Below are 21,285 nucleotides of genomic sequence, written 5' to 3'. Positions count from 1 at the left end.
TCTAAAATTAAGAAGTTACTATCAATTGAATACCGACAAGTATTTTATCAATTGTCTAAATCAGGTTTATATTCTTTCTAATTCCGGTATGGTTCAGAATTTACAAATGCCTCCCAATAAGGGTCTGATTTAGCCTCAGTAATCATTCCCATTCAAACACCTCCGTATCCTTCCCTTCAAACAACCTCGCACTATGCACATCATCAAAGGCCCGAAAGTGCACCAGATTTTCCTGATCTCCCCAAACTTCATGCAGGATGCTATTCCTGACTTTTACCTGCTTTAGTTTCTTCACTTTTTCAATCTCGATGTAGCACCACATTACATCCTCTTCAATTTCCGCCCCAATGTAGTTAAGCTCATACGCTCTTTCTTTTTCATCCCACAGCTTCATCCGGTCGAGTAGGTAACGTTCCAGGTTTTCATTCACAAAATCCCAACTTTCTTCGGCGACTATATCAAGGTTCCCATTTCCTGTATAGGCTCGCAAGGCCAGCTCCAAATCATCCAGAAAAATACGTGTACTTATTTGAATCACTTTCTGGTCTTCCTTGTATTTGATGTCTGATACACTCACGTGAAACGGGTGTAAATACGACTGAAAAAGGATGAGTGCTAGTGTAATCATGCATCAAATCTACGCAAATGGCATACCTACAATCAATACCACTCATCAAAACCTTTGCTGAACAAATCATGAGATCAGATCCATGATTTATATTCGCTACCCCATGAGTGAGTTTGGCTTGTATTACGGACTAGGCTTTGACCATATTTTGGATGTCAAGGGCTATGACCATATCCTTTTTGTAGTTGTTCTTTGTGCGCTATACCAGTCTACTGACTGGAAAAAGGTGCTGATACTGGTAACAGCATTTACCATAGGTCATAGTATCACGCTTGCACTTGCCACCATGAGAATCATAAAGATCAATGCAGAACTGATTGAGTTTTTGATCCCGGTTACCATTTTGATTACCGCCATTTCAAACCTCTTCACTAAAGAGGATAGAATCGCAGAAGGAAAAATCTGGCGGAACTACGGGTATGCCGGCTTTTTCGGTTTGATTCACGGGCTTGGTTTTTCCAATTATCTCAGAGCGCTTCTTGGAACAAACAAAACAATTATCCTTCAGCTTTTTGCCTTTAATGTAGGATTAGAAGTAGGTCAAATAATAGTTGTTGGATTATTCATGGTCATTAGCTTCATTTTCGTTGGAATTGGAGGCGTAAGCCGCAAGGATTGGAAAATGATTATCTCCTCGGCAGTAGGCGGAATTGCACTAATGCTCATGTTAGATACAAATTACTTGAACTAGAAAAATTATTAACTAAGCGTAACTATGAAGAATAGCATTCTACTAATTGTAGCGTTTTTGGTCAGTACAGTGGCAATGTCACAAGATCGAAAACAAAAAGACACAGAGTGGGAGCAGAAGTTTGAGCAGCTGGGCACCATGCTACCGACACCCAATGTATATCGAACTGCTTCCGGCGCTCCCGGCCATCAATATTGGCAGCAAAAAGCTGACTATAAAATGAAAGTCGTCTTGGATGATAACAACCAGACGATTACCGGAAGCGAAACAATTACCTACTACAACAACTCCCCGGATAACCTTGAATACCTATGGGTGCAGCTGGATCAAAATGTGCGAGCGAATGACTCTGACTCCCCCCTGATCAGTCAGAGCAATATGAAAGATTCACTTAGTGCCCTGGCTGTATTTAGACTGACTGGAGATGCCGATTATGATGGTGGATTCAAAATCAAATCCGTGAAAAGTGGTGGCAAAGATATGAGCTACATCATCAACAAAACCATGATGCGTATTGATCTGGCTCAACCTTTGAAATCAGGTGAAAATATGACTTTCAGTATAGACTGGATGTACAATATCAACAACACGATGAAAGATGGTGGAAGATCAGGGTTGGAATACTTTGAGGAAGAAGATAACTACCTCTACACCATTGCGCAATTTTTCCCTCGAATGGCCGTGTATATCGACAATGAAGGGTGGCAAAATAAGCAATTCCTAGGTAGAGGTGAATTCGCTCTAACATTTGGCGATTATGAAGTTGATCTAACCGTTCCTTCTGATTTTATCGTCGGAGCAACCGGCACCTTGCAAAACGCAAAAGAAGTGCTTACTACAGAGCAGTTGGAACGGTTTGAGCAAGCAAAGAAAAGCTATAACAAGCCTGTAATCATTGTAACGGAGAAAGAAGCAGAGAAGAATGAAAAGACCAAAGCTTCCGGAACCAAAACATGGAGGTTCAAAGCCGAAAATGTAAGGGACTATGCCTTCTGTGCATCCAGAAAATTCATCTGGGATGCAATGGCGGTAAAACTTGGCAATGGCAATGAACCATTGGCTATGTCTTACTATCCAAAAGAAGGAAATCCACTTTGGGAAGAGTGGTCAACAGTTGCTGTTGCCCAGACACTAAAAACCTATTCTAAATTCACCATCGATTATCCCTATCCGGTGGCCATCTCAGTACACACTGCTGAGCAAGGCATGGAGTATCCGATGATCTGCTTTAATTATGGACGTCCAAATCCTGATGGCACATACTCAGACCGTACAAAACATGGAATGATCTCTGTGATTATTCATGAAGTGGGGCATAACTTTTTCCCAATGATCATCAACTCCGATGAGCGTCAGTGGACCTGGATGGACGAAGGGTTAAATACATTTGTTCAATACCTGACAGAGCAGGAGTTTGCAGATAATTACCTGGACTATGAATATCCATCGCGAAGAGGTCCAGCTCACAAGATCGTGGATTACATGCGAGGTGAAAATGGTTTAGTTAGGCCAATAATGACAAACTCCGAGCAGATCAGGCAGTTTGGAAGCAATGCCTATGCAAAACCCGCTACAGCCTTAAATCTCCTAAGAACAACAGTAATGGGTCCCGAGCTTTTTGATAAAGCGTTTAAAACATATGCTCAACGGTGGGCATTTAAGCACCCAACACCAGCAGATCTATTCCGAACAATGGAAGATGCTTCTGCTATCGATTTAGATTGGTTCTGGAGAGGATGGTTCTATGGTACAGACTATGTAGACATAAATCTTGCGAATGTAAGGTGGTTTCAAATGCAAACAGAAGAAAATAGTTTGGAAACCAGAAATATAAAAGGTGCAGGACAAGGCATTGATGGGAAAGAAGATGGTAAAAAGGATTTTGGAAGAGACCCACAGCCCTTTGTATTCCAGGAGTGGAATGGAGACACTGGTGAATACCGTGAGTCGGTGAATCAGGACAAAATCAAAAAATCTGCCGAAGGTAAGAATTTTTATGAGCTGACTTTAAAGAATATGGGAGGCCTTGTAACACCTGTTATCATCCAATGGACCTATGTAGACGGAACTGTAGAATTAGAAAAAATCCCGGCAGAAATCTGGAAGATCGATGAAAAAGAAGTCACAAAAGTTTTTATGAAAAGCAAAGAAGTGGCTAAGATTGTGATTGACCCTGATCAAATGACTGCCGATGCATATACGGATAACAATGTGTATCCGAGATCAAATGAAGGTGATCGGTTTGAGCAGTTTAAAGATGGACAAGACTAGAAAACACTCATAACCAACCTAAACTAAAGGGAGACCATGGCGGTCTCCTTTTTTTATTTCATATATTTAGAAAAACATTCAATCAACCATGAAATACCAGTTATCAATCGTTATAGGGATTTTCATTTTATCCTCTTGCTCTACAGGCTCATCCTCTTCGGAAAGTACTGATTCTACTGCAGTAGCGGGTGGCGAATTCGTAGAGTACAACAACCCCCCTGCTGAAGGATTTGACCAAGAGGGTTCAGACTTGCTAGCTACACTATTAGCAGATAAGACCATGCAAGCGATGGGCGGGAGGAAAGCGTGGGATAACACCCGATACATCAAATGGAATTTCTTTGGAAGAAGAAATCATATCTGGGATAAATGGACCGGAGATGTGCGCATAGAAGTTCCCAAGGACGACCTGACCATCCTGATGAATATCAACTCGAAAGAAGGAAAAGCCATGAAAGCTGGTGAAGAAGTTGCAGATTCATTGGACATCTATTTGCAAAGGGGATACGAGATGTGGGTGAATGATGCGTATTGGTTGGTAATGCCTTTCAAACTTAAAGATTCAGGTGTGACATTAAAATACTTAAGGGAAGACACCACGAAAACAGGGGAATTGTCCGATGTAGTTAGCCTGGCATTTGAAGGTGTAGGGGTTACCCCACAAAATGTGTATGAAGTTTGGATAGATGCCGATTCAAAATTGGTGAAGCAGTGGGCTTATTATCCGGATTCTACATCCCTGGAGCCTGGTTTCATAACCCCATGGACAGATTATAAAAAATATGGAGAAATTTTGCTCTCTGGAAATAGGGGAAAAAATCACCTCTCCAATATCGAAGTGTTAGAAGAGGTACCGGAAGGGACGTTTGAACAACTTCAGTTAAACTAAGATACCTTAAACAAATGCTTCCCCAGCCGGTTTTGATTGTCATAGTTCAGTATGCCATCCAGGGCTTAATGGCTCTGGTGATTATGCTGATTTTGCGCAAGTTTTATCGCCAATACCAGAACGAATTTTATCGCTATTGGTCCATGAGTTGGCTAGCCCTTCTCATAACCATGATTGGTTCGTGTGCTGCCCTTGCGAATGCATTTTTACTTCCATTAACGCACCCAATCAGACTTCTGGTCTCGGTCACCACTTTATATGCCAGTTTCCTTCAAATAGCCTGGCTATATGCAGGTACCAAAGAAATTAGCCAAACAACCAGGGTCAACAAAAATCACATGAGAATCTTCTTATCGTTGGCTGTACCAATATGCATATTATTGGTTATGAGGCATTATGACGATCCAAATGCTGGAGACTATCGCATTTTTTATCGGGTGGGCATTAAATCCTTGCTGGCTGGAGGAGTCTTTGTTGCCTGTGCGCTTATGCTCAAGAAAATTAGCAAAGCGGGTATTGGAATCCGCTTCATCATCTTTTCATTTATCCTATATGGAATGATGCAGCTCAATTATTTTATTGTCACATTTTGTGAAATAAACAATATCCCATATGGTGCAGAACTGCCTTTTTTCATGGGGGCATTTGAACTTTTTTTGCAATCCCTGATGGGGCTTGGTATGATCATCAGTGTTTTGGAAATAGAACAACATAATCTCAAGAAGGCCAACATCGAACTTGACACTTTTCTATACCGATCTTCTCACGACCTCAGAGCTCCATTGACTACTATATCAGGTATAATTTCCATGATTAAGCTGACAGACGATCAAAAGAAAATAGATGAGTATCACGATGCAATTGAAAGTAGGATAGGTCAGGTTGACAATGTGATAAGAGATATCCTTACACTCAGAAAGGGGCAAAAAACAGATCTCAGTGTTGCAGAATTAAATCTGGAAGATGAGATCAAAAAGGAGTTTGATCATTTGATTGATCCTAATGAAAAAAACCCTGAGCTTGAAGTCGTAAGCGAGGGCAATTCTGTTATTCGAACGGATCCTGCCAGATTACATACCATCCTCACGAATATCCTGTCCAATTCGATCAAATATCATAACCTGGAAGGTGATGACCCGAGGGTTACAGTCCAAATAATTGGAAATGATAACGGGTTTGAATTCTCCATTTCTGATAATGGTTCCGGAATTGATGAACGACATCTCCCTAAAATATTTGATATGTTTTATCGAGCCAGTCAATCGTCAAAAGGAACGGGGTTAGGTCTGTATCTTGTAAAAGATGCGGTGGATCATCTGAAAGGAAACATAGGAGTTCGCTCTGAAAAAGGAATAGGTACGACATTCGATATTCATTTACCTAATTTGTAAGAAACCTTTCATCCTAAAAGTCCATTATTGTAAAAAGACAATCGTATGAAAGCAATATGGAATGGTAAAGTAGTCGCCGAAAGTGATGATACCGTAGTTGTGGAAGGAAATCACTATTTCCCACCATCTGCTATCAAAAAGGAGTTTTTCAAAGAGACCGATACCCATACACACTGCCCATGGAAGGGGCAGGCGAGCTACTATACTTTGGAAGTGAACGGTGAAGAAAACAAAGATGCTGCCTGGTATTATCCACAGGCTAGCGAGCTAGCTAAAAACATAGAAAACTATGTGGCTTTCTGGAATGGTGTTAAGGTAGAAGGTTAACCCTTGTCATTCGCAGGTTGCTCTACTTTCGGCCTTCTCAAATCATAGCTGATGTAAAAGCTCCTGAGTACCATTGTCAGCACCAAAGGCACTAATGATTGATGTAGCGGTTGTGGCAGGATAGCCCAAACTAGAAGCAGCAAGCAATACCAATAGGCCAGTACTTTAAAATACTTCTTAAAGAAGTTTCGATACTTCTCTTTGCTTACAAAAAAGATCAAAGGCAGGTGAAAAGGAATAGCCCACAAAATATTGAGGTTCACTTGCGATAAATGCTCGGTTCCAAACCAAAGAAAAACAACCCACCAACCTGCAAAACCAACAATTGAAAATAAGAGAACATCAACCCACTTGGTCCGCTTTCCTGATTTAAGATTTCGGTGAGTAATTAACCCAACGACAAAGAAAACAATCACAAAAGTATTGAAGGGGGTAAAGAACCTGTTCGTATGGTTTTGATCCTCTGGCATAAAAGCAATTTCTGATTGCTTGACTAAAGGAACAATTACACTATCGCGGGAAATTGTTGCGCCGGCAAAGCCTTTGTGAATGTATTCAGGAAGAAACATATACACAGTAGCGCTCGCTTCTTTATCTACCTGAATACCCAGTCCCACATCAATACCTAAGTCGCCCCATGGTTGATAATCGAGATAATCTTCCATCAAATCCCGAATGGTTTTATCCTCTTCCTTGTAGCTAAGGTCAAATGCTACACGACCCGGAAAAAGTTCGTCAATGACATCTCTGATTTTCGTTGCGCAGTTATCATATACATAGTTATACAGATATTCCGCATTTTCAGGCTTTACATTGTTTTGCAAATAATCAAAAACATTCTGCTTTTCTTCTTGCGTCAGGTTAAGATATTGGACTTTTATATACCTGTCCAGGCTTTTTTGATAAGCAAAAGAATGTTCCCATTTTCTTACACCAACACGGTATTTTAAAAGCCCTTTGGCAAAGTTTAAGAAGAAGTTTTCCTGATTAAAGTCGTACAAACCATAATCATAAAACCAATCAACATTGTACTTGGGATCAATAACTCGTATGCCATTATGTCCAAAAGCTGACCATACTTCTCCTTGATAAGGACCGAATGTTACTACTGCAATCTCAGCATCATCCGAAAGCTTGAATTGAGCTTGGCAAATTGAGGAAAGGAAAATAAGCAGGCCTAGAAATACGAATCTCATGATCCAAGTGTTTACTTTGTTATTGAAATGTTGATTAATCTGCACGATAGCATCTCGATCGCTTCAAAACTAACGCCAAAAAGGGTATCCAACGCATGGAAAATCTGGCTGAGCTATCAGCGATCATCAAAAAGAGGAAAAACCAACATTTCCGGCTTGCCCATCAGTATGGCGATTGAGCCAACCACGGCATGTAATCTGAGATGTCCTGAATGTCCTAGTGGGTTGCGGTCATTTACACGTCCTACTGGAAAACTGGATGTCTTATTGTTCGAAAAAATCATGCAGGACGTAAGTGATCACTTATTGTATCTCACCTTTTACTTTCAGGGTGAGCCATACTTAAACCCTCAGTTTCTGGATATGGTCAAGATTGCTCATCAGCGCAACGTTTACACAACCACCTCCACCAATGCTCATTTTCTGGACGATGAAAATGCTAAAAAAACAGTCGAGTCCGGACTGAATCGATTGATCATCTCCATAGATGGAGCCTCACAGGAAACCTATGAATCTTACCGTAAAGAAGGAGACCTCACAAAGGTGCTGGAAGGGACAAAAAATATTTTGAAATGGAGAAGAAACCTAAAATCTAAAAACCCGAAAATTGTCTGGCAGTTTTTAGTGGTAAAACCCAATGAGCATGAGATACCTAAAATCAAACAGCTAGCTAAAGAATATGGAGTAGATAAAGTGGCTTTTAAAACAGCTCAAATCTATGATTATGAAAATGGAAGCGACCTCATCCCATCCATTGACAAATATTCCCGATACCGGTCCAATAAAGATGGCACCTATTCTATCAAAAACCCACTCGAGAATAAGTGTTGGAAGATGTGGCAATCATGTGTCATAACCTGGGATGGTCAGGTCATTCCCTGCTGTTTTGACAAGGATGCGCATCATAGTATGGGCAATATTGCTGAAAAATCTTTTGAAGAAATCTGGCATTCCAAACCTTACCAAAATTTTCGAAATGCCTTGTTTACCTCTCGCTCGGAGATAGAAATTTGTAAAAACTGTACTGAGGGGCTGAAGGTTTGGGCCTGATGTGCTTATTTCGCATTTCAATTCACTCTACTTATGAAATTTGACCGAAAAGACCGAACCGACGAAGAGCTCCTTGCAATCCATGAGGCATTGGTAACTCCAAGATTGATTGAAGACAAAATGTTGATTCTTCTTCGACAAGGGAAAATCAGTAAATGGTTCTCAGGGATCGGTCAGGAGGCGATTTCAGTAGGTGCGGCGCTTGCACTGGAGAAGGAAGAATACATCCTGCCTATGCACCGAAACCTTGGCGTTTTCACAACAAGAGGAGTTCCGTTTCAGAAGCTATTCTCTCAATTTCAGGGTAAACTAAGTGGCTTCACCAAAGGACGTGATCGAAGCTTTCACTTTGGAACACAGGATTACAATATTGTGGGGATGATCTCTCACCTGGGACCTCAGCTTGGTATTGCTGATGGAATCGCCCTATCCCATTTATTGAGAAAAGAAGAAAAAGTAAGCTTAGTATTTACCGGTGATGGAGGAACCAGTGAAGGGGATTTTCATGAAGCGGTAAACGTAGCATCTGTTTGGAACCTTCCTGTCATTTTCGTGATTGAGAATAATGGCTATGGCCTTTCCACTCCAAGCCGTGAACAGTTCAACTTTGATTCCTTCTTAGTGAAAGGACCTGCTTATGGTATGGAAGCTTATAGTGTAGAAGGAAATTCAATTTTGGAGGTTTTAAACGAGCTGGAGCCACTTGTAGAAGATATTCGTAAAAACCCACGGCCGATCATTTTTGAAGCAAAAACCTTTAGGATGAGAGGTCATGAGGAAGCTTCAGGTACCAAATATGTACCAAAGGAGCTCATGGAAAAATGGGCTAAGAAAGATCCGGTTAAAGCATTTGAAAGCTTCCTGATCAAAGAAAAAGTTGCGACAAATAACCAAATCACTGAAATCAGAAAATCGATTCAGAAAGAAATAAGTGATGCTGTGAAAGAGGCTTTCGCTGAAGATGCAATTACAGCCAATACCGAAACTGAACTAGCAGATGTTTATTTTCCGTATGAGCAAAAAATTACTGAACCAAAAGGTAAGGAGTCAGAAAAGCGACTGGTTGATGCCATTTCGGACGGCCTAAGACAATCCTTGGAGAAGCATGATGAATTAATCGTCATGGGCCAGGACATTGCCGATTATGGTGGTGTGTTCAAGATCACCGAAGGGTTCATGGAACAATTCGGTAAAGAAAGAATTAGAAATACACCCCTTTGCGAAGCAGCAATCGTGGGTACAGGACTTGGCTTAAGTATCACTGGAATGAAAGCCGTTATCGAAATGCAATTCGCTGATTTCGTTACTGAAGGGTTTAATCAGATCGTCAACAACCTGGCAAAGATTCATTACCGCTGGGGACAAAACGCTGATGTGGTCGTACGAATGCCAACAGGTGCAGGAGTAGGCGCTGGACCGTTCCACTCGCAATCCAATGAAGCCTGGTTTTTCCATACTCCGGGATTGAAGATTGTTTATCCTTCAAATCCACATGACGCCAAAGGCTTGTTAGCTGCTGCCATTGAGGACCCAAATCCATACTTGTATTTTGAACATAAAGCACTTTACCGATCCCTGTCAGGCAATGTTCCTGATGCATATTACACCACAGAAGTTGGTAAGGCTATTGTAAACAAGGAGGGTTCTGACTTATCAATCATCACATATGGTATGGGCGTGCATTGGGCCAATCAGATTGCGAATGAATTGGATGCTTCCATTGAAATCGTAGACTTAAGAACACTCCTTCCTTGGGATAAGGAAACTGTTTTAGCATCTGCTAAGAAAACCGGAAGAGTACTTGTGCTTCACGAAGACTGCCTAACCGGAGGTATTGGTGGTGAAATTGCTGCATGGATTTCAGAGCACTGCTTTGAATATCTGGATGCCCCGGTAATGCGTGAGGCGAGCCTAGATACACCAGTTCCCTTTGCGGCCGATTTGGAAAGAAATTTCCTAGCCAATTCAAGGTTGCTGGCAACAGCAAAAAAAGCACTTGAGTATTGACCCAAGTGCTAATTCCATATAACTAAGAAATCAATTATGTTTTTTTCTATCTTCTAATCATAATGCGATAGCTAACAACAGTACCATGACGGTCATTTTCATCATAAATATGTAATAAATATATTCCTTCATTAAACCTTGATAGATCTACTTCTTGATAGCCATCATAACCACTTTTAATCTCTTTTGACCACAAAACATTTCCTGATAAATCTACAAGTTGTGCGGCAACTTCTTTATTAGTTAAATGCCTGTAACTAATCTTAATCCTGTCTGTCGCTGGATTAGGATAAACCTCAAGATCCTTAAAGTATTCGAATATAAACCCAAGCACTCGTTCTATTTTAACTTCAATTCCATCAGCTGTTGCAAAAGCTTCAAGCTTAAAATCTGTATCACTGATTCCTTGCTCACCCACAATAAATTCAACAAATGAGGATTCATCTATTGGTATGCCCGGGTATTCTACAAAAAATCTGTATTCACCTTCTGGTAAGAATCCAAATTTAAATTCTCCATTTTCATCAGTTTCACCGTAGGCAATCAATTCATACTGATCGTTATCCTGACCTGTTCTTCCTCCTCCTGTTTTTCTTCTAAGTCCACACTTCCTTTTTGCTGCCCTTCGTCTTGCATCAATTCTTCCATTTTCATCACCAAAATCCTCTTCAATAAGTACCTCTAGCGTACCCACACCATTCAATTCACCCGGAATTACAGTCATGCTAACCTGAAACGCACTATCCTTTCTAAATAGAACCGTATCAGCCTCTATCCACTCGAATGCATCTGAATAATATGTAGGGATATATTTACTTGGATCAGAATCAATTGATACCAGGTAATCTCCAAGAATTACATCATTAAACGTAAACGAACTTGGTTGCTTTTTGGCAATATTAAGTGTATCAAATCCTTTGTCAACCTGGGTGGTAAGCAACAGATATCCATCTACATCTTCAGGAATCAGCTCCCCGTCATTGTCATTAACATCCACGGTTAAATCTGCAACGGCAAAAACAAACATGGAATCAACAGGTATCCTAAGATCCGGCAAGCTATCATTTCGAACTTCCGCTTCAAACTTGCCCATACTATTGTAATCAATTGAAAGTATTTCAAGTAATGTATCTGCAGCAAAAAATTCATTGCCGTTTTCTATCAGTGATTTGTTTCTAAACCATTCATAGGTATTGTATTCGCCACCGACATGATAGGAAAGTGAGGTATAACTAAAAACCCTGACAAGTAAGGAATCCGCTACTTCGGTTTCGTTAAATGAAAGTCTTGTTTTTTGAGGGCTATACGTAAAACTTGGTAGTTCCCGAAGTTTTTCTAAGTCATCAAACTCAAACAAATTTTGGGAGACATCTAAATCAGTAAGCGCATCCAACCCTGTAAGATCTTCTATTCCAGTTAGTGCATTGTCAGCTAAATCAATAAAACGTACCCTTGTCAGAGAATCTGTAAGTGGGAATGTTCCTGTAAGGTTATTACCCGGAATTATGATTTCAGCAACTCTCTGATCCTCTAAAGTGATGAAGTCCCAGTTTTGAAGCCTTGGCTCAGTTGTCCATCCTCCGTCATCGGTCCAGTTTTCACCATTTGTTGCGTTATAGATAGCTTCTAAAGCATTGAAATCTGATACAGTCTCAGGTTTTATCCTAGTCACTGCAGTTGTGTCATTGGAATAATCCGATGTTTCACTAGCAGTGTTCACGAACCTCACACGATAGTAGTAGGTCGTGCTGAAATCAAGACCCGTAATCACAGCTTTTCGTTCTGTTGTGGAAAAGTCTTCAAATCCGGTAAGGAATGTAGAAAAATCAGCATCTAAAGATACATCCAATAGATACTCTTCTACATCCAACGCCTCACTCCAGTTTGCCTGGAAAGAAGATGAAGTGCGTTTAGAGGCAACCAAAGCTCTCAAGGATTGAGTAATGGTGAGCTCACCCTCAAGGTCATCTACTCCGACATTCCCATTTGCATCAGTTGCTACAGCTTGCACATCATACACACCATCAGTTAGATCCGGCGTAATGGTTCCGGCAGGTAGTGACCATGTGCTGTCGCCTGCATTGAATGTTGATACTATGTATGTACTACCGTTAATTGTTAGTTCAAGCGTTGCATTTAGATCATCAATAGTTCCTGTGATTTCAGGACTACTAATGGAAGTACCTAGTACGTCCACAGAAACCACTGGTGGAGTTACATCTTCAACAAATGAAATCGTTTGATTTACATCAATGTCAGCAAACTGATTCACATTACCTGATGTCCATCTCACTTCAACAGAGTCAATAGTTGTCGCACTTCCTACACCAAAATGAGTGGTGATTTCATTTGAGCTCCATAGACCATTCACTCCGGTAACCTGCTTCATATACCACTGACCACCATGCTTAATTCTTATATGTGAACCAATACCCAGTCTATTCGATTCTGTACCTTCTAAATCTACTCTGAGGTAATTATTCAGACTGCTTCCATTATTTGCATAAAGAGAATTACTTCTTGAATCATCTGTGCTGGAAATGAACACATCAACAAATCCATCCTGATCAAAATCAGCTGTACTTACTGAAGAAAAGATGGTCGTATTTGCAAAAATTTGTTCAAATTCCGACACCCGGATAAATGTGCCATCTCCGTTCCCGGAAAACAACACTGGTTGGCCGGAGTTAATAACCCAAAGTAAATCTTCATTGCCATCATTATCATAATCTATGACGGTTAATCCTCTCTGTCCTGTGATATCCTCACCTAGGAAATCACCGTCATCTAGAATTTGAGATATCCCAGTATCATCAAAAAGGAATAGCTTGCTTTGAGCCCGGTCGGCTATTACAATATCCAGATATCCATTGTGATCAAAATCACCAAAAGTGGCTCCTCTTGCGCTGATTATGTTATCGTTTGCCTCATAAATTTTCTCATATAGAAAATCGCCTTTATTCTCATAAATTTCTATGAAAGGATTCCCACTTGAGACCAAATCCGGAAGACCATCATTGTTAAAATCCGGGGTTAGGTTTGTCCAACTACTTGAGAAAAAGTCTCCATTTATAATAGAAGATCCATCACGTATTGGCACAAAATTCCTATCTCCTCGGTTCTCAAGAATAATATCGATATCCGTGATGAATAGATCTAATAATCCATCGTTGTTTATGTCTGCCGGAGTACTATTGAATGTTTGGGGTCTAAACTCAAGTTTTGTGTCAAATCCACCAGCGCCATTTCCGAAAAACAAATAGCTTTTTGCATCATTAATGAAGTTACTTGATCCTTCTCCATTTATGAAAACATCAAGGTTCCCATCATTATCAAAATCCCCCCAATAAGTACCTCTACTTATGAATTCAGAATCTGTGATTTCATTAGATAGTGAAGCTCTATTAAAAACACCACCGTCATTTTCATAAAGATAATTTTCCATTGTTGCAATCGCCGGATCTAAACCCGAATGCCAGTTTGAAACATAAAGATCAGGATCACCATCCCCATCATAATCACCCCATGATCCAGCATATGAGTTTGATGGTTGATCATTCACAATTGGCCCGATTGTTAACATATTAAACAATGGATTTATGACGTCAATGGAAACTTCCTCAGAAGGAGCCGAATCAAGACCGCCAGACTGAGCAACTATTCTATAAAAATAGGTAGTACCTGGAAAAACAGAATTGTCTAGGTAAGTCTCATACTCTGCCCCTCCTGTCTCCGATTGAGGGTTGGGGCTTACACCGTCAATTATAACATAATTCAAATTATCATTTTCTGATCTCTCAATGATCCATAGGTCTTCCGATGTATTATCCTGCCACATAAGCTGCACTGCGTTACTGTTTACAGTACTTACAGAAAGATTAAAAGGAGGGTCTTGAGCTGGCTCACTAGCGTTCTTAGTAAATGTTAAGCGAATATCTCCACCACAATCCCATGTAAACTCAATAATTAGTGAATCGGAAGCTGGGTAGAATTCAACAAAATTCGAAAAGACACTATTATTACCGCATCCTGCAACTAATTCACCTTGAAAATCAAGACCATTGCATCCTTCACTTAATGTGCCAATATTTGGTCCAGTAAATCCAAAACCATCAGCTAAATAATTGGCCATAAAGTCAGCAATAGTATATGTTCCATTTCCATTATCAGTGATTTGTACATTATCACTAAAGCCTGAAACACTGAATATTGGCGTTACTTCTTCTGCTATCCCGGTCCATGAACCTACAGGAAACCCTGATAAGCCACTTGGGCAGTTTTCTATCAATAGAACTTCAGAATACTCAGATTCAATGGCTCCTCGAATGGCCCTGACACGATAATAAATGGTGTCTGCAATAGGAACACTCCTGTCTGAAAGACGACTAAAACCATCGTCAATCAGTGCTACCTCCGTAAAATTCGTGCCGTCTGTTGATCGTTCTACTGAAAAACTGGTAGAGTCATCATTATTGTAATGACTCCATCCAATATTGAAGATTGTCTCTGTTATTTTTTGACTTAAAAAGAGATTATATGGAGTAGAAATCTCTAATCCATTATCTCCTATAGCTACGGCATCCACAGAGCTGAAAGGGCCCAAGCCCGTATTGCCAGTAGCCGTTGAAGTGTATATCCTTAGCTGTGAAACACCATAGCTGGTGGTAGGGAAGTTTACCTCTGTCTCTTTACCGTTATTTCCACCAGGAACAAAATTTACAATTCGCTCGAATTCTGATGTCGTTGGATTTAATGCATCTACCCAAACCCCTGCACTTCCAAATAGCCAGATCGAATTAATTGGTGTCGGATTCTCAAAACTTACTTCAATAAATGGAGCGGTATCGTCTGCGGCGGGTGCCCACCCACGTTCCTGGGCATCAAGAGTAACTAGTTGACCATCATTAGGATCATCATTGTCATCAAATCCTCGATTTGGTAAACCTAGTATCTCAATGGCTTGATAATCAACAATCTTAGCTTCACTGGTTACCGAATCAACAGCTGTAGCATATCGTCTGCTGGTTTCATTTATATCTATACTTACGCTTTCAGATGGAATACCTGAATATGATCCATTCCCTCCCGGTCTTTGGATCAAACAGGTGTAAACCCCAATGTGAGAACCATCAAGGCTTGTCAATATTAAGGCAGGTGCATTTTCACCACTTAAGAGCTCTCCATCTTTGACCCATTGAAATTCATTGTCCCCAAGTGTACTGTTAATAACAGTCAATGTTACTGTTCCACCCGCTGTGATTGACCCTGACACATCCAATAAGTAGCGCTCATTCTGTTCCGCAATATCAGGAATGGAAATGGAGTCATTAGGAACAAGATCCTCAAACAGCAACCTATTCTTTCTGACATCCAATGAAAAAAGGTTCGACAAGGTAGGTACAGAAGTCAGTGCGTTTCCGAAAAGACTAACATCTGCAGACAGATTTGAAAACGTTGTTGGGACAGCTCCCGAAAATTGATTCCCCCATAAGTTGATAGTGAAAGCATTTCCAAAATCTCCAACAAAATCTGGTATAGTACCGCTCAAAGACAAGTTAGTAAGCGAGAACTCTCCAATTGCTGTCATGCCTGCCCACTCAGGAGGAATGTTACCTGTAATACCTGGCATGTCCCAGATTCTTATTCCTTGTAGTTGTGTGAGGTTGCCAAATTCGGGTGGCAATTGACCTTCATACAGGTTGCCTCCAATATTCAAAAACTTCAAGGTACTCATGGAACCAATTTCAGGAGGAATTGGGCCTGCAAGTTGGTTACCACTGGTTAATAAGGTATCCAAAGCTGGTAAAGTATAAATGGATAATGGTATATCGGTGAACGAATTGAACGCAATCCCCAGATATCTCAAATTAGATAGGGTGCTAAGCGTATCAGGTATTGGATCTTCCAGTTGATTAAATGCAAAGTCAATTTTCTTTAATTGAGATAGATTTCCTATTGCTTCCGGAATTGGGCCTGCAAGTTGATTGCCGGCTAGAGCTAGAAATTCAAGATTACTTAGATTCCCAATTTCATCAGGGATTGATCCACTCATATTATTCCCTCCAAAAACTTCATCGCCCAAATTCAAATACCTTAATGAGTCAAGGTCTCCAATTTCTGGTGGAATTGACCCAAACAAATTATTTGCGTACAATTCTATCCTTGTTACACGATTATTTTCTACTGTTACCCCATGCCAATCTTGTACAAACTGTCCTTGCTGTAGCCAGTTGGAATTGATAGCCCAGGAATCTCCATTGGTAGCATTATATAGAGCGACCAATGCAGATGAATCTGAGGCTAGTACTGGATCCTTCAACTCCTCTAGAATATAAACCAACTGATTAGCCGTAACATTATTAAGTCTATTTATCAGACCAGACGGCCATTTAACCACAATTGAATCCGCCTGGACATTCCCTCCCATTCCAAAGTGTAAGTAATTACTTGCTCCAGAATGCAGCCCACTGTTTGTAATTACATTTCGGGTATTACGCAATCCTCCTGTATAGACCGAAACTTGTGCACCTACTGCTGAGCGATTAGATATAGTTCCTTCCAGCTTGACTTTTAGCCAATTGTTTCCATTACCATTGTTTTCATAGAGCATGTTTGCTCTATTTAGGAAACTACTTGATGAATAAATATCAAGCGCTCCGTCATTATTATAATCGAATATTGGAATTCCTCGAGCGAATATTGTACCCAGAAAATTCTGATTGGTTAATTGGGTATACCCAACGTTAGCATTGTTAAAATAAACTTCTAATGTATCAGTTCCAGAGCCTTCGTTGAAAATGATATCCACATATCCATCATTATTTATATCAGCAATGGCACTTCCTCGTCCACGATTACAAGATTCTCCAAAGACTTCAAAGCAAGTAGCACCGGTAAAATTACCAGATCCGTCATTTGTAAAAATGTAGCTATCCGCGTTTGGTAAATAGGATCGGATAAATGCATCAATATCTCCATCATTGTCCAAATCTTCAAATGAAGCTCCCCAAGGACCATCTAATGTGGTGGTTATTAAAGCATTCGTTGGTTGCTCAATGAAATTACCGGCTCCATCATTGAAATAAAGGTGATTTGGCGTTCCAGTGATGTATAAGTCAACATAGCCATCTCCACTTAAGTCAACTAAAAATGGTACCACTGTTCCGTTTGTTAAAGATAAATCTGCAACCGCAGTTTGTTTAACCAATGTATCTGTCCCCACATTCATAAATATGAAAAGTGAATCTCCATTCACATTAGCAGCAGCATCTAAAAGGCCATCATTATTAACATCACCCCAGGCGGATCCAAAAATTGATTCATCTAGCGAAATAGATGTAAATGTCCCGTCTCCATTATTCCTATATATCGAAGCAACCCCATCTGAAATAGAATTGTTGAATTGAAAATCAGATACAAATAAGTCTAAGAAACCATCATTGTTGTAATCGCCCCATGCAGAACTATACGCGCCATTATCCGCCCCACTTGGAATGGCTGAAGTCGTTCGTTCAAAGGTTCCATCTCCCAGATTCCTGTACAAGTAGCTTGGAATACCATCCAGATTCATTGTAAAAAGATCATCATAGCCATCGTTATCATAATCACTCACTATAGCTCCATACGATGCAGCACTTGCAAGACCTTCCTCAATAAAGAGTGGGTCGTTGATCCAGGTAAACTGACTTTGCTCTTTGGTGAAAATGGTAAAATTGCCAGACGACAGGGTTAAACCTGGTACCGCTGGATTGGTTGCTTCCAGATAATAGACTCCTTCATCTGTCACGGACCAAGATGGGGCCGTTAATGTTGGACCTGTTTCACCCGGAATAGGCGTTGCATCTTTATACCATTGATAGCTGTTATTGCCATTATAATTTTGCAATTGAGTGATTAAGGTGCCTGATTCGCCGATAGCCAATGCAGCTAAACTATCAACGCCGATCGGATCTTGCGGAGAATAAGAAATCCCAGGAATAGCTGAATTAACATCCAGATCCTCGAATGTTAAATTATTTCCAGCTAATCCAAGAAATGAAAGTCCACTAAATGCGGTGAGATCAGGAAGATCTTGTAGCTGATTGTTCCCTAAATCGAGATAATCTAAAATGCTTAGGTTAGTTATTTCAGGTGGGACTGCAGCAATGGAATTGTTATTCAAATCCAGATAAACTAGATTCGGAAGGTTCCCTATCTCTATAGGGATTGTATCGTTGAATCGAGCATTAGACAGAATTAAAGAATCCAACGCCACTGCATTGCTAATTTCTGCTGGAATTGGTCCGCTCAGGCTGAAGTTATTGTCCACATTCAGTACTTCTAGAGCAGTGAGATCTCCAATAGCAGGCGGCATTTGTCCATTCAAATTTTGCCCGGCCAAATCCAGCCTAACTACTCGATCTCCACTAACAACTACACCAACCCAGGTATTAACCGGACCTATTTTCCAATTGGTTGTGTCGTTCCAACTTCCCCCGCCAAGTGAATCATAAATGGCTACTAAAGCCAGGGAGTCGGAGGTGTTAACAAAGTCAGGTTCGATGATATTAAGGAGTTGATTTATTCCGACATTTGTCATCTCTTGAAAAACTCCGGATGGCCATTCAACTATCACAGAATCTGCAATGGTAGCGTCACCCATTCCAAAATGAGCAGTAAGACTATTCTGTGAAAAAAGCCCGGTTCCGGCTGAGATTTCTCTTAACTGCCAGGTAGGCTGACCGCCGATATCGGCTTTGACTCTAACCTTCGCACCAATTCCTGATCGGTTAGAAATAGTTCCGTCTAATTTTACTTGTAAGTAATTATTCCCCTCCTGGGTGTTTTCATAAAGAACCCAGTCACCTTTTCTATTGACAAAATCTAATCTTCCGTCATTATTATAGTCAGTAAAAGCCATAGGAGGCAGTGCCCCGGAGCTTAAAAAGGAACCTCCAATAGCTTCTGTAAAAGTTCCATCTCCATTATTAAGATATAGGTGGTTCGTGTTTGAGAAACTTGACACTAATAAATCTAATAGTCCATCATTATCTATATCTCCCCAGGTACTGCCAAAAGGGTCCCCAAGCGTAATTACACCCGCAACTCTGATAAAATCACCTGCTCCATTATTTTCAAATAAAACCGGATCATTAAAGCTATTTGTTACAAACACATCCATGAACCCGTCATTATTATAGTCACCCCAACTGCTACTGAAAGATCCAAAGGTGTCATTGATGAGCTCGCTAGACACCACCTTTGTAAAGGATCCATCTCCATTATTTTGGTATAAACTATTTGGCGTGACACCAGATGCATTTAAGACGTAGAGATCAATATCTCCATCATTATCGTAATCTGACCAAGAAGCACTAACCGATCCTTCTAAATCAGTAGCAATCGCTCCTGTAGATATGGTTGAAAATGTTCCATCACCATTATTTCTCATTAGATAATTGACCTCACTACCTACATTTGATCCGGCAGTAATGAATAGATCAATAAAACCATCATTATCGTAATCGCCCCAAACATAATCCTGAAAGTCACCTGTTAATGTTGAAAGGTCACCTCCGCCAGATAAAGACATGTTTCCTGATCCATCATTGATGTGAAGTCGTGGATTACTCGCATTGGCCACAAAAACATCTATATCTCCATCATTATCAATGTCACCTGATGTCGGCCCAAAACCTCCTCCATTGGTGACTAAATCACCAATTCCTACTGAAAAAGTACCATTCCCATTATTCAAATAAAGTCCAGTTGATCCTGTTGGAATTAAATCATCAAAACCATCATTATTTACATCTCCCCAGCCAACGGCTAAATTTGCTGACTGACCAATAAAAGCGCTAACCTGAACGGCTTTAAAATAAGTGGTATCTTCGACCATTACATTTATATTCCTGCTTGATAAAGCCAGGGCCGGAGCAGTTCCATTAGTTACTATCAGGTTGTATTTTGCTGAATCCCCTGAAGAAAAATTCAATATTTGTAATATCTCGGATGTTTCACCCGGCATATCAACATCATCTTTTTGCCATTGATAAATATTTCCTGCCCCCGGACTCAGACGTTGTACCGTGAAGGTATCACCAATCACCACCGCGGTATCTAATTGGGTTCCAATTTGGCCTTGCGGGCTGTAGGTAATTGAAGGAATACCTACAAGTGGCAGAATGTCGTCAAATTCTAAATTATTCGAAGATATGTCTAGCGTTGATAAACTTGACATTATTGATAAATCAGGTAACCAGTCAATTTGATTGCCTTGTAATTGAAGATTAATGAGTACACTTAGATTCGTTATTTCATTAGGTAAAGAGTCAGTTAAATTATTTAATGAAAGATCCAGATATGTAAGATTGACGAGGTTGCCAATCTCTGAAGGTAATACTCCGTTAACCCCGGAATTCGAAAGGTTCAGCGTATCTAAAGCAATTGCGTTTCCGATTTCTACTGGAATTTGGTCGATCAGGTTGTTATTGTTCAGATCAATAGTAGTTGCCATTGTCAGATCTCCAATCGAAGGTGGCAATGAGCCTCCAGTCAAATTATTGGAGGGTAATTCTAGTTTAGTAACTCTACCTCCCCCATAAGTGACTCCAAACCAGGTAGGAATGGGCCCTGTTTTCCAATTGGTATTATTGTTCCAACCATCTCCATTGGTTGAATCATACAGAGCAACAAGCGCAAGAGAATCTTGCTGTGAATACCCTAAAAAAGAAATAAGAAAAAGAGATGAAAAGCCAATGAAGCGCTTTAATCTCAGCGTGGTGAATCTCGGCATAGTGATAGTTGGTAGATATTGTTATCTAATTTACCGGAAGCATTGCCTAAATCAAATACCC

General features: G+C 40.4%; 10 protein-coding genes. 7 read left to right on the top strand and 3 right to left on the bottom strand.

What is annotated here, in order from left to right; all coding sequences use genetic code 11:
* Positions 1 to 142: 142 nt before the first annotated feature.
* Positions 143 to 628 (bottom strand): DUF6702 family protein, encoded by a 486-nt coding sequence (locus tag RIC88_RS18110; RefSeq protein WP_350218979.1) that lies wholly within the window; start codon positions 626 to 628, stop codon positions 143 to 145.
* 103 nt (positions 629 to 731) lie between these two features.
* On the opposite strand from RIC88_RS18110, the gene RIC88_RS18105 reads away from it, so the two are divergent.
* The 5 genes from RIC88_RS18105 (at position 732) to RIC88_RS18085 (ending at position 6,197) form a co-directional block, all read left to right on the top strand.
* Positions 732 to 1,319 carry a HupE/UreJ family protein gene (locus RIC88_RS18105; RefSeq protein WP_350218978.1) on the top strand — a complete coding sequence of 196 codons (588 nt, stop codon included), beginning with the start codon at positions 732 to 734 and terminating at the stop codon, positions 1,317 to 1,319.
* Positions 1,320 to 1,343: 24 nt separating this feature from the next.
* Positions 1,344 to 3,590 (top strand): M1 family metallopeptidase, encoded by a 2,247-nt coding sequence (locus RIC88_RS18100; RefSeq protein ID WP_350218977.1) that lies wholly within the window; start codon positions 1,344 to 1,346, stop codon positions 3,588 to 3,590.
* An 88-nt stretch (positions 3,591 to 3,678) separates the two neighbouring features.
* The gene (locus RIC88_RS18095; RefSeq protein ID WP_350218976.1) at positions 3,679 to 4,479 is read left to right on the top strand and encodes a hypothetical protein; all 801 of its coding nucleotides are present in this window, start codon (positions 3,679 to 3,681) and stop codon (positions 4,477 to 4,479) included.
* A 14-nt stretch (positions 4,480 to 4,493) separates the two neighbouring features.
* Positions 4,494 to 5,870, top strand: a complete 1,377-nt coding sequence (locus tag RIC88_RS18090) for a sensor histidine kinase (RefSeq protein ID WP_350218975.1) — start codon at positions 4,494 to 4,496, stop codon at positions 5,868 to 5,870.
* 45 nt (positions 5,871 to 5,915) lie between these two features.
* Positions 5,916 to 6,197 (top strand): DUF427 domain-containing protein, encoded by a 282-nt coding sequence (locus RIC88_RS18085; protein WP_350218974.1) that lies wholly within the window; start codon positions 5,916 to 5,918, stop codon positions 6,195 to 6,197.
* Here the strand turns inward: RIC88_RS18085 and RIC88_RS18080 are convergent.
* Positions 6,194 to 7,393, bottom strand: coding sequence for a lipoprotein N-acyltransferase Lnb domain-containing protein (locus RIC88_RS18080; RefSeq protein ID WP_350218973.1), 1,200 nt, complete (start codon positions 7,391 to 7,393; stop codon positions 6,194 to 6,196). The two genes, RIC88_RS18085 and RIC88_RS18080, sit on opposite strands and share 4 nt — an antisense overlap.
* A gap of 27 nt (positions 7,394 to 7,420) precedes the next feature.
* Here RIC88_RS18080 and RIC88_RS18075 point away from each other — a divergent pair, with 27 nt between their 5' ends.
* Together RIC88_RS18075 and RIC88_RS18070 are read left to right on the top strand one after the other, a co-directional pair.
* A complete protein-coding gene (locus RIC88_RS18075) occupies positions 7,421 to 8,443 on the top strand; it encodes a radical SAM/SPASM domain-containing protein (protein ID WP_350218972.1) in 1,023 nt (340 codons plus the stop codon).
* A gap of 33 nt (positions 8,444 to 8,476) precedes the next feature.
* Positions 8,477 to 10,450, top strand: a complete 1,974-nt coding sequence (locus RIC88_RS18070) for an alpha-ketoacid dehydrogenase subunit alpha/beta (protein WP_350218971.1) — start codon at positions 8,477 to 8,479, stop codon at positions 10,448 to 10,450.
* A 46-nt stretch (positions 10,451 to 10,496) separates the two neighbouring features.
* Here the strand turns inward: RIC88_RS18070 and RIC88_RS18065 are convergent, their stop codons facing one another.
* Complete coding sequence (locus RIC88_RS18065) at positions 10,497 to 21,224, bottom strand: FG-GAP-like repeat-containing protein (protein WP_350218970.1); 10,728 nt, start codon at positions 21,222 to 21,224, stop codon at positions 10,497 to 10,499.
* Positions 21,225 to 21,285 lie beyond the last annotated feature (61 nt).

The sequence above is a fragment of the Ekhidna sp. genome, assembly GCF_040220215.1.
Lineage (GTDB): Bacteria > Bacteroidota > Bacteroidia > Cytophagales > Cyclobacteriaceae > Ekhidna.
Note: the sequence above shows the minus strand (reverse complement) of the source record. Positions and strands in the feature narration are given on the sequence as shown.

What these genes read in the sequence shown, in the direction of transcription:
- RIC88_RS18110 (WP_350218979.1), bottom strand. Translation starts at nt 628, where the DNA reads ATGATTACACTAGCACTCATCCTTTTTCAGTCGTATTTACACCCGTTT.
- RIC88_RS18105 (WP_350218978.1), top strand. Translation starts at nt 732, where the DNA reads ATGAGTGAGTTTGGCTTGTATTACGGACTAGGCTTTGACCATATTTTG.
- RIC88_RS18100 (WP_350218977.1), top strand. Translation starts at nt 1,344, where the DNA reads ATGAAGAATAGCATTCTACTAATTGTAGCGTTTTTGGTCAGTACAGTG.
- RIC88_RS18095 (WP_350218976.1), top strand. Translation starts at nt 3,679, where the DNA reads ATGAAATACCAGTTATCAATCGTTATAGGGATTTTCATTTTATCCTCT.
- RIC88_RS18090 (WP_350218975.1), top strand. Translation starts at nt 4,494, where the DNA reads ATGCTTCCCCAGCCGGTTTTGATTGTCATAGTTCAGTATGCCATCCAG.
- RIC88_RS18085 (WP_350218974.1), top strand. Translation starts at nt 5,916, where the DNA reads ATGAAAGCAATATGGAATGGTAAAGTAGTCGCCGAAAGTGATGATACC.
- RIC88_RS18080 (WP_350218973.1), bottom strand. Translation starts at nt 7,393, where the DNA reads ATGAGATTCGTATTTCTAGGCCTGCTTATTTTCCTTTCCTCAATTTGC.
- RIC88_RS18075 (WP_350218972.1), top strand. Translation starts at nt 7,421, where the DNA reads ATGTTGATTAATCTGCACGATAGCATCTCGATCGCTTCAAAACTAACG.
- RIC88_RS18070 (WP_350218971.1), top strand. Translation starts at nt 8,477, where the DNA reads ATGAAATTTGACCGAAAAGACCGAACCGACGAAGAGCTCCTTGCAATC.
- RIC88_RS18065 (WP_350218970.1), bottom strand. Translation starts at nt 21,224, where the DNA reads ATGCCGAGATTCACCACGCTGAGATTAAAGCGCTTCATTGGCTTTTCA.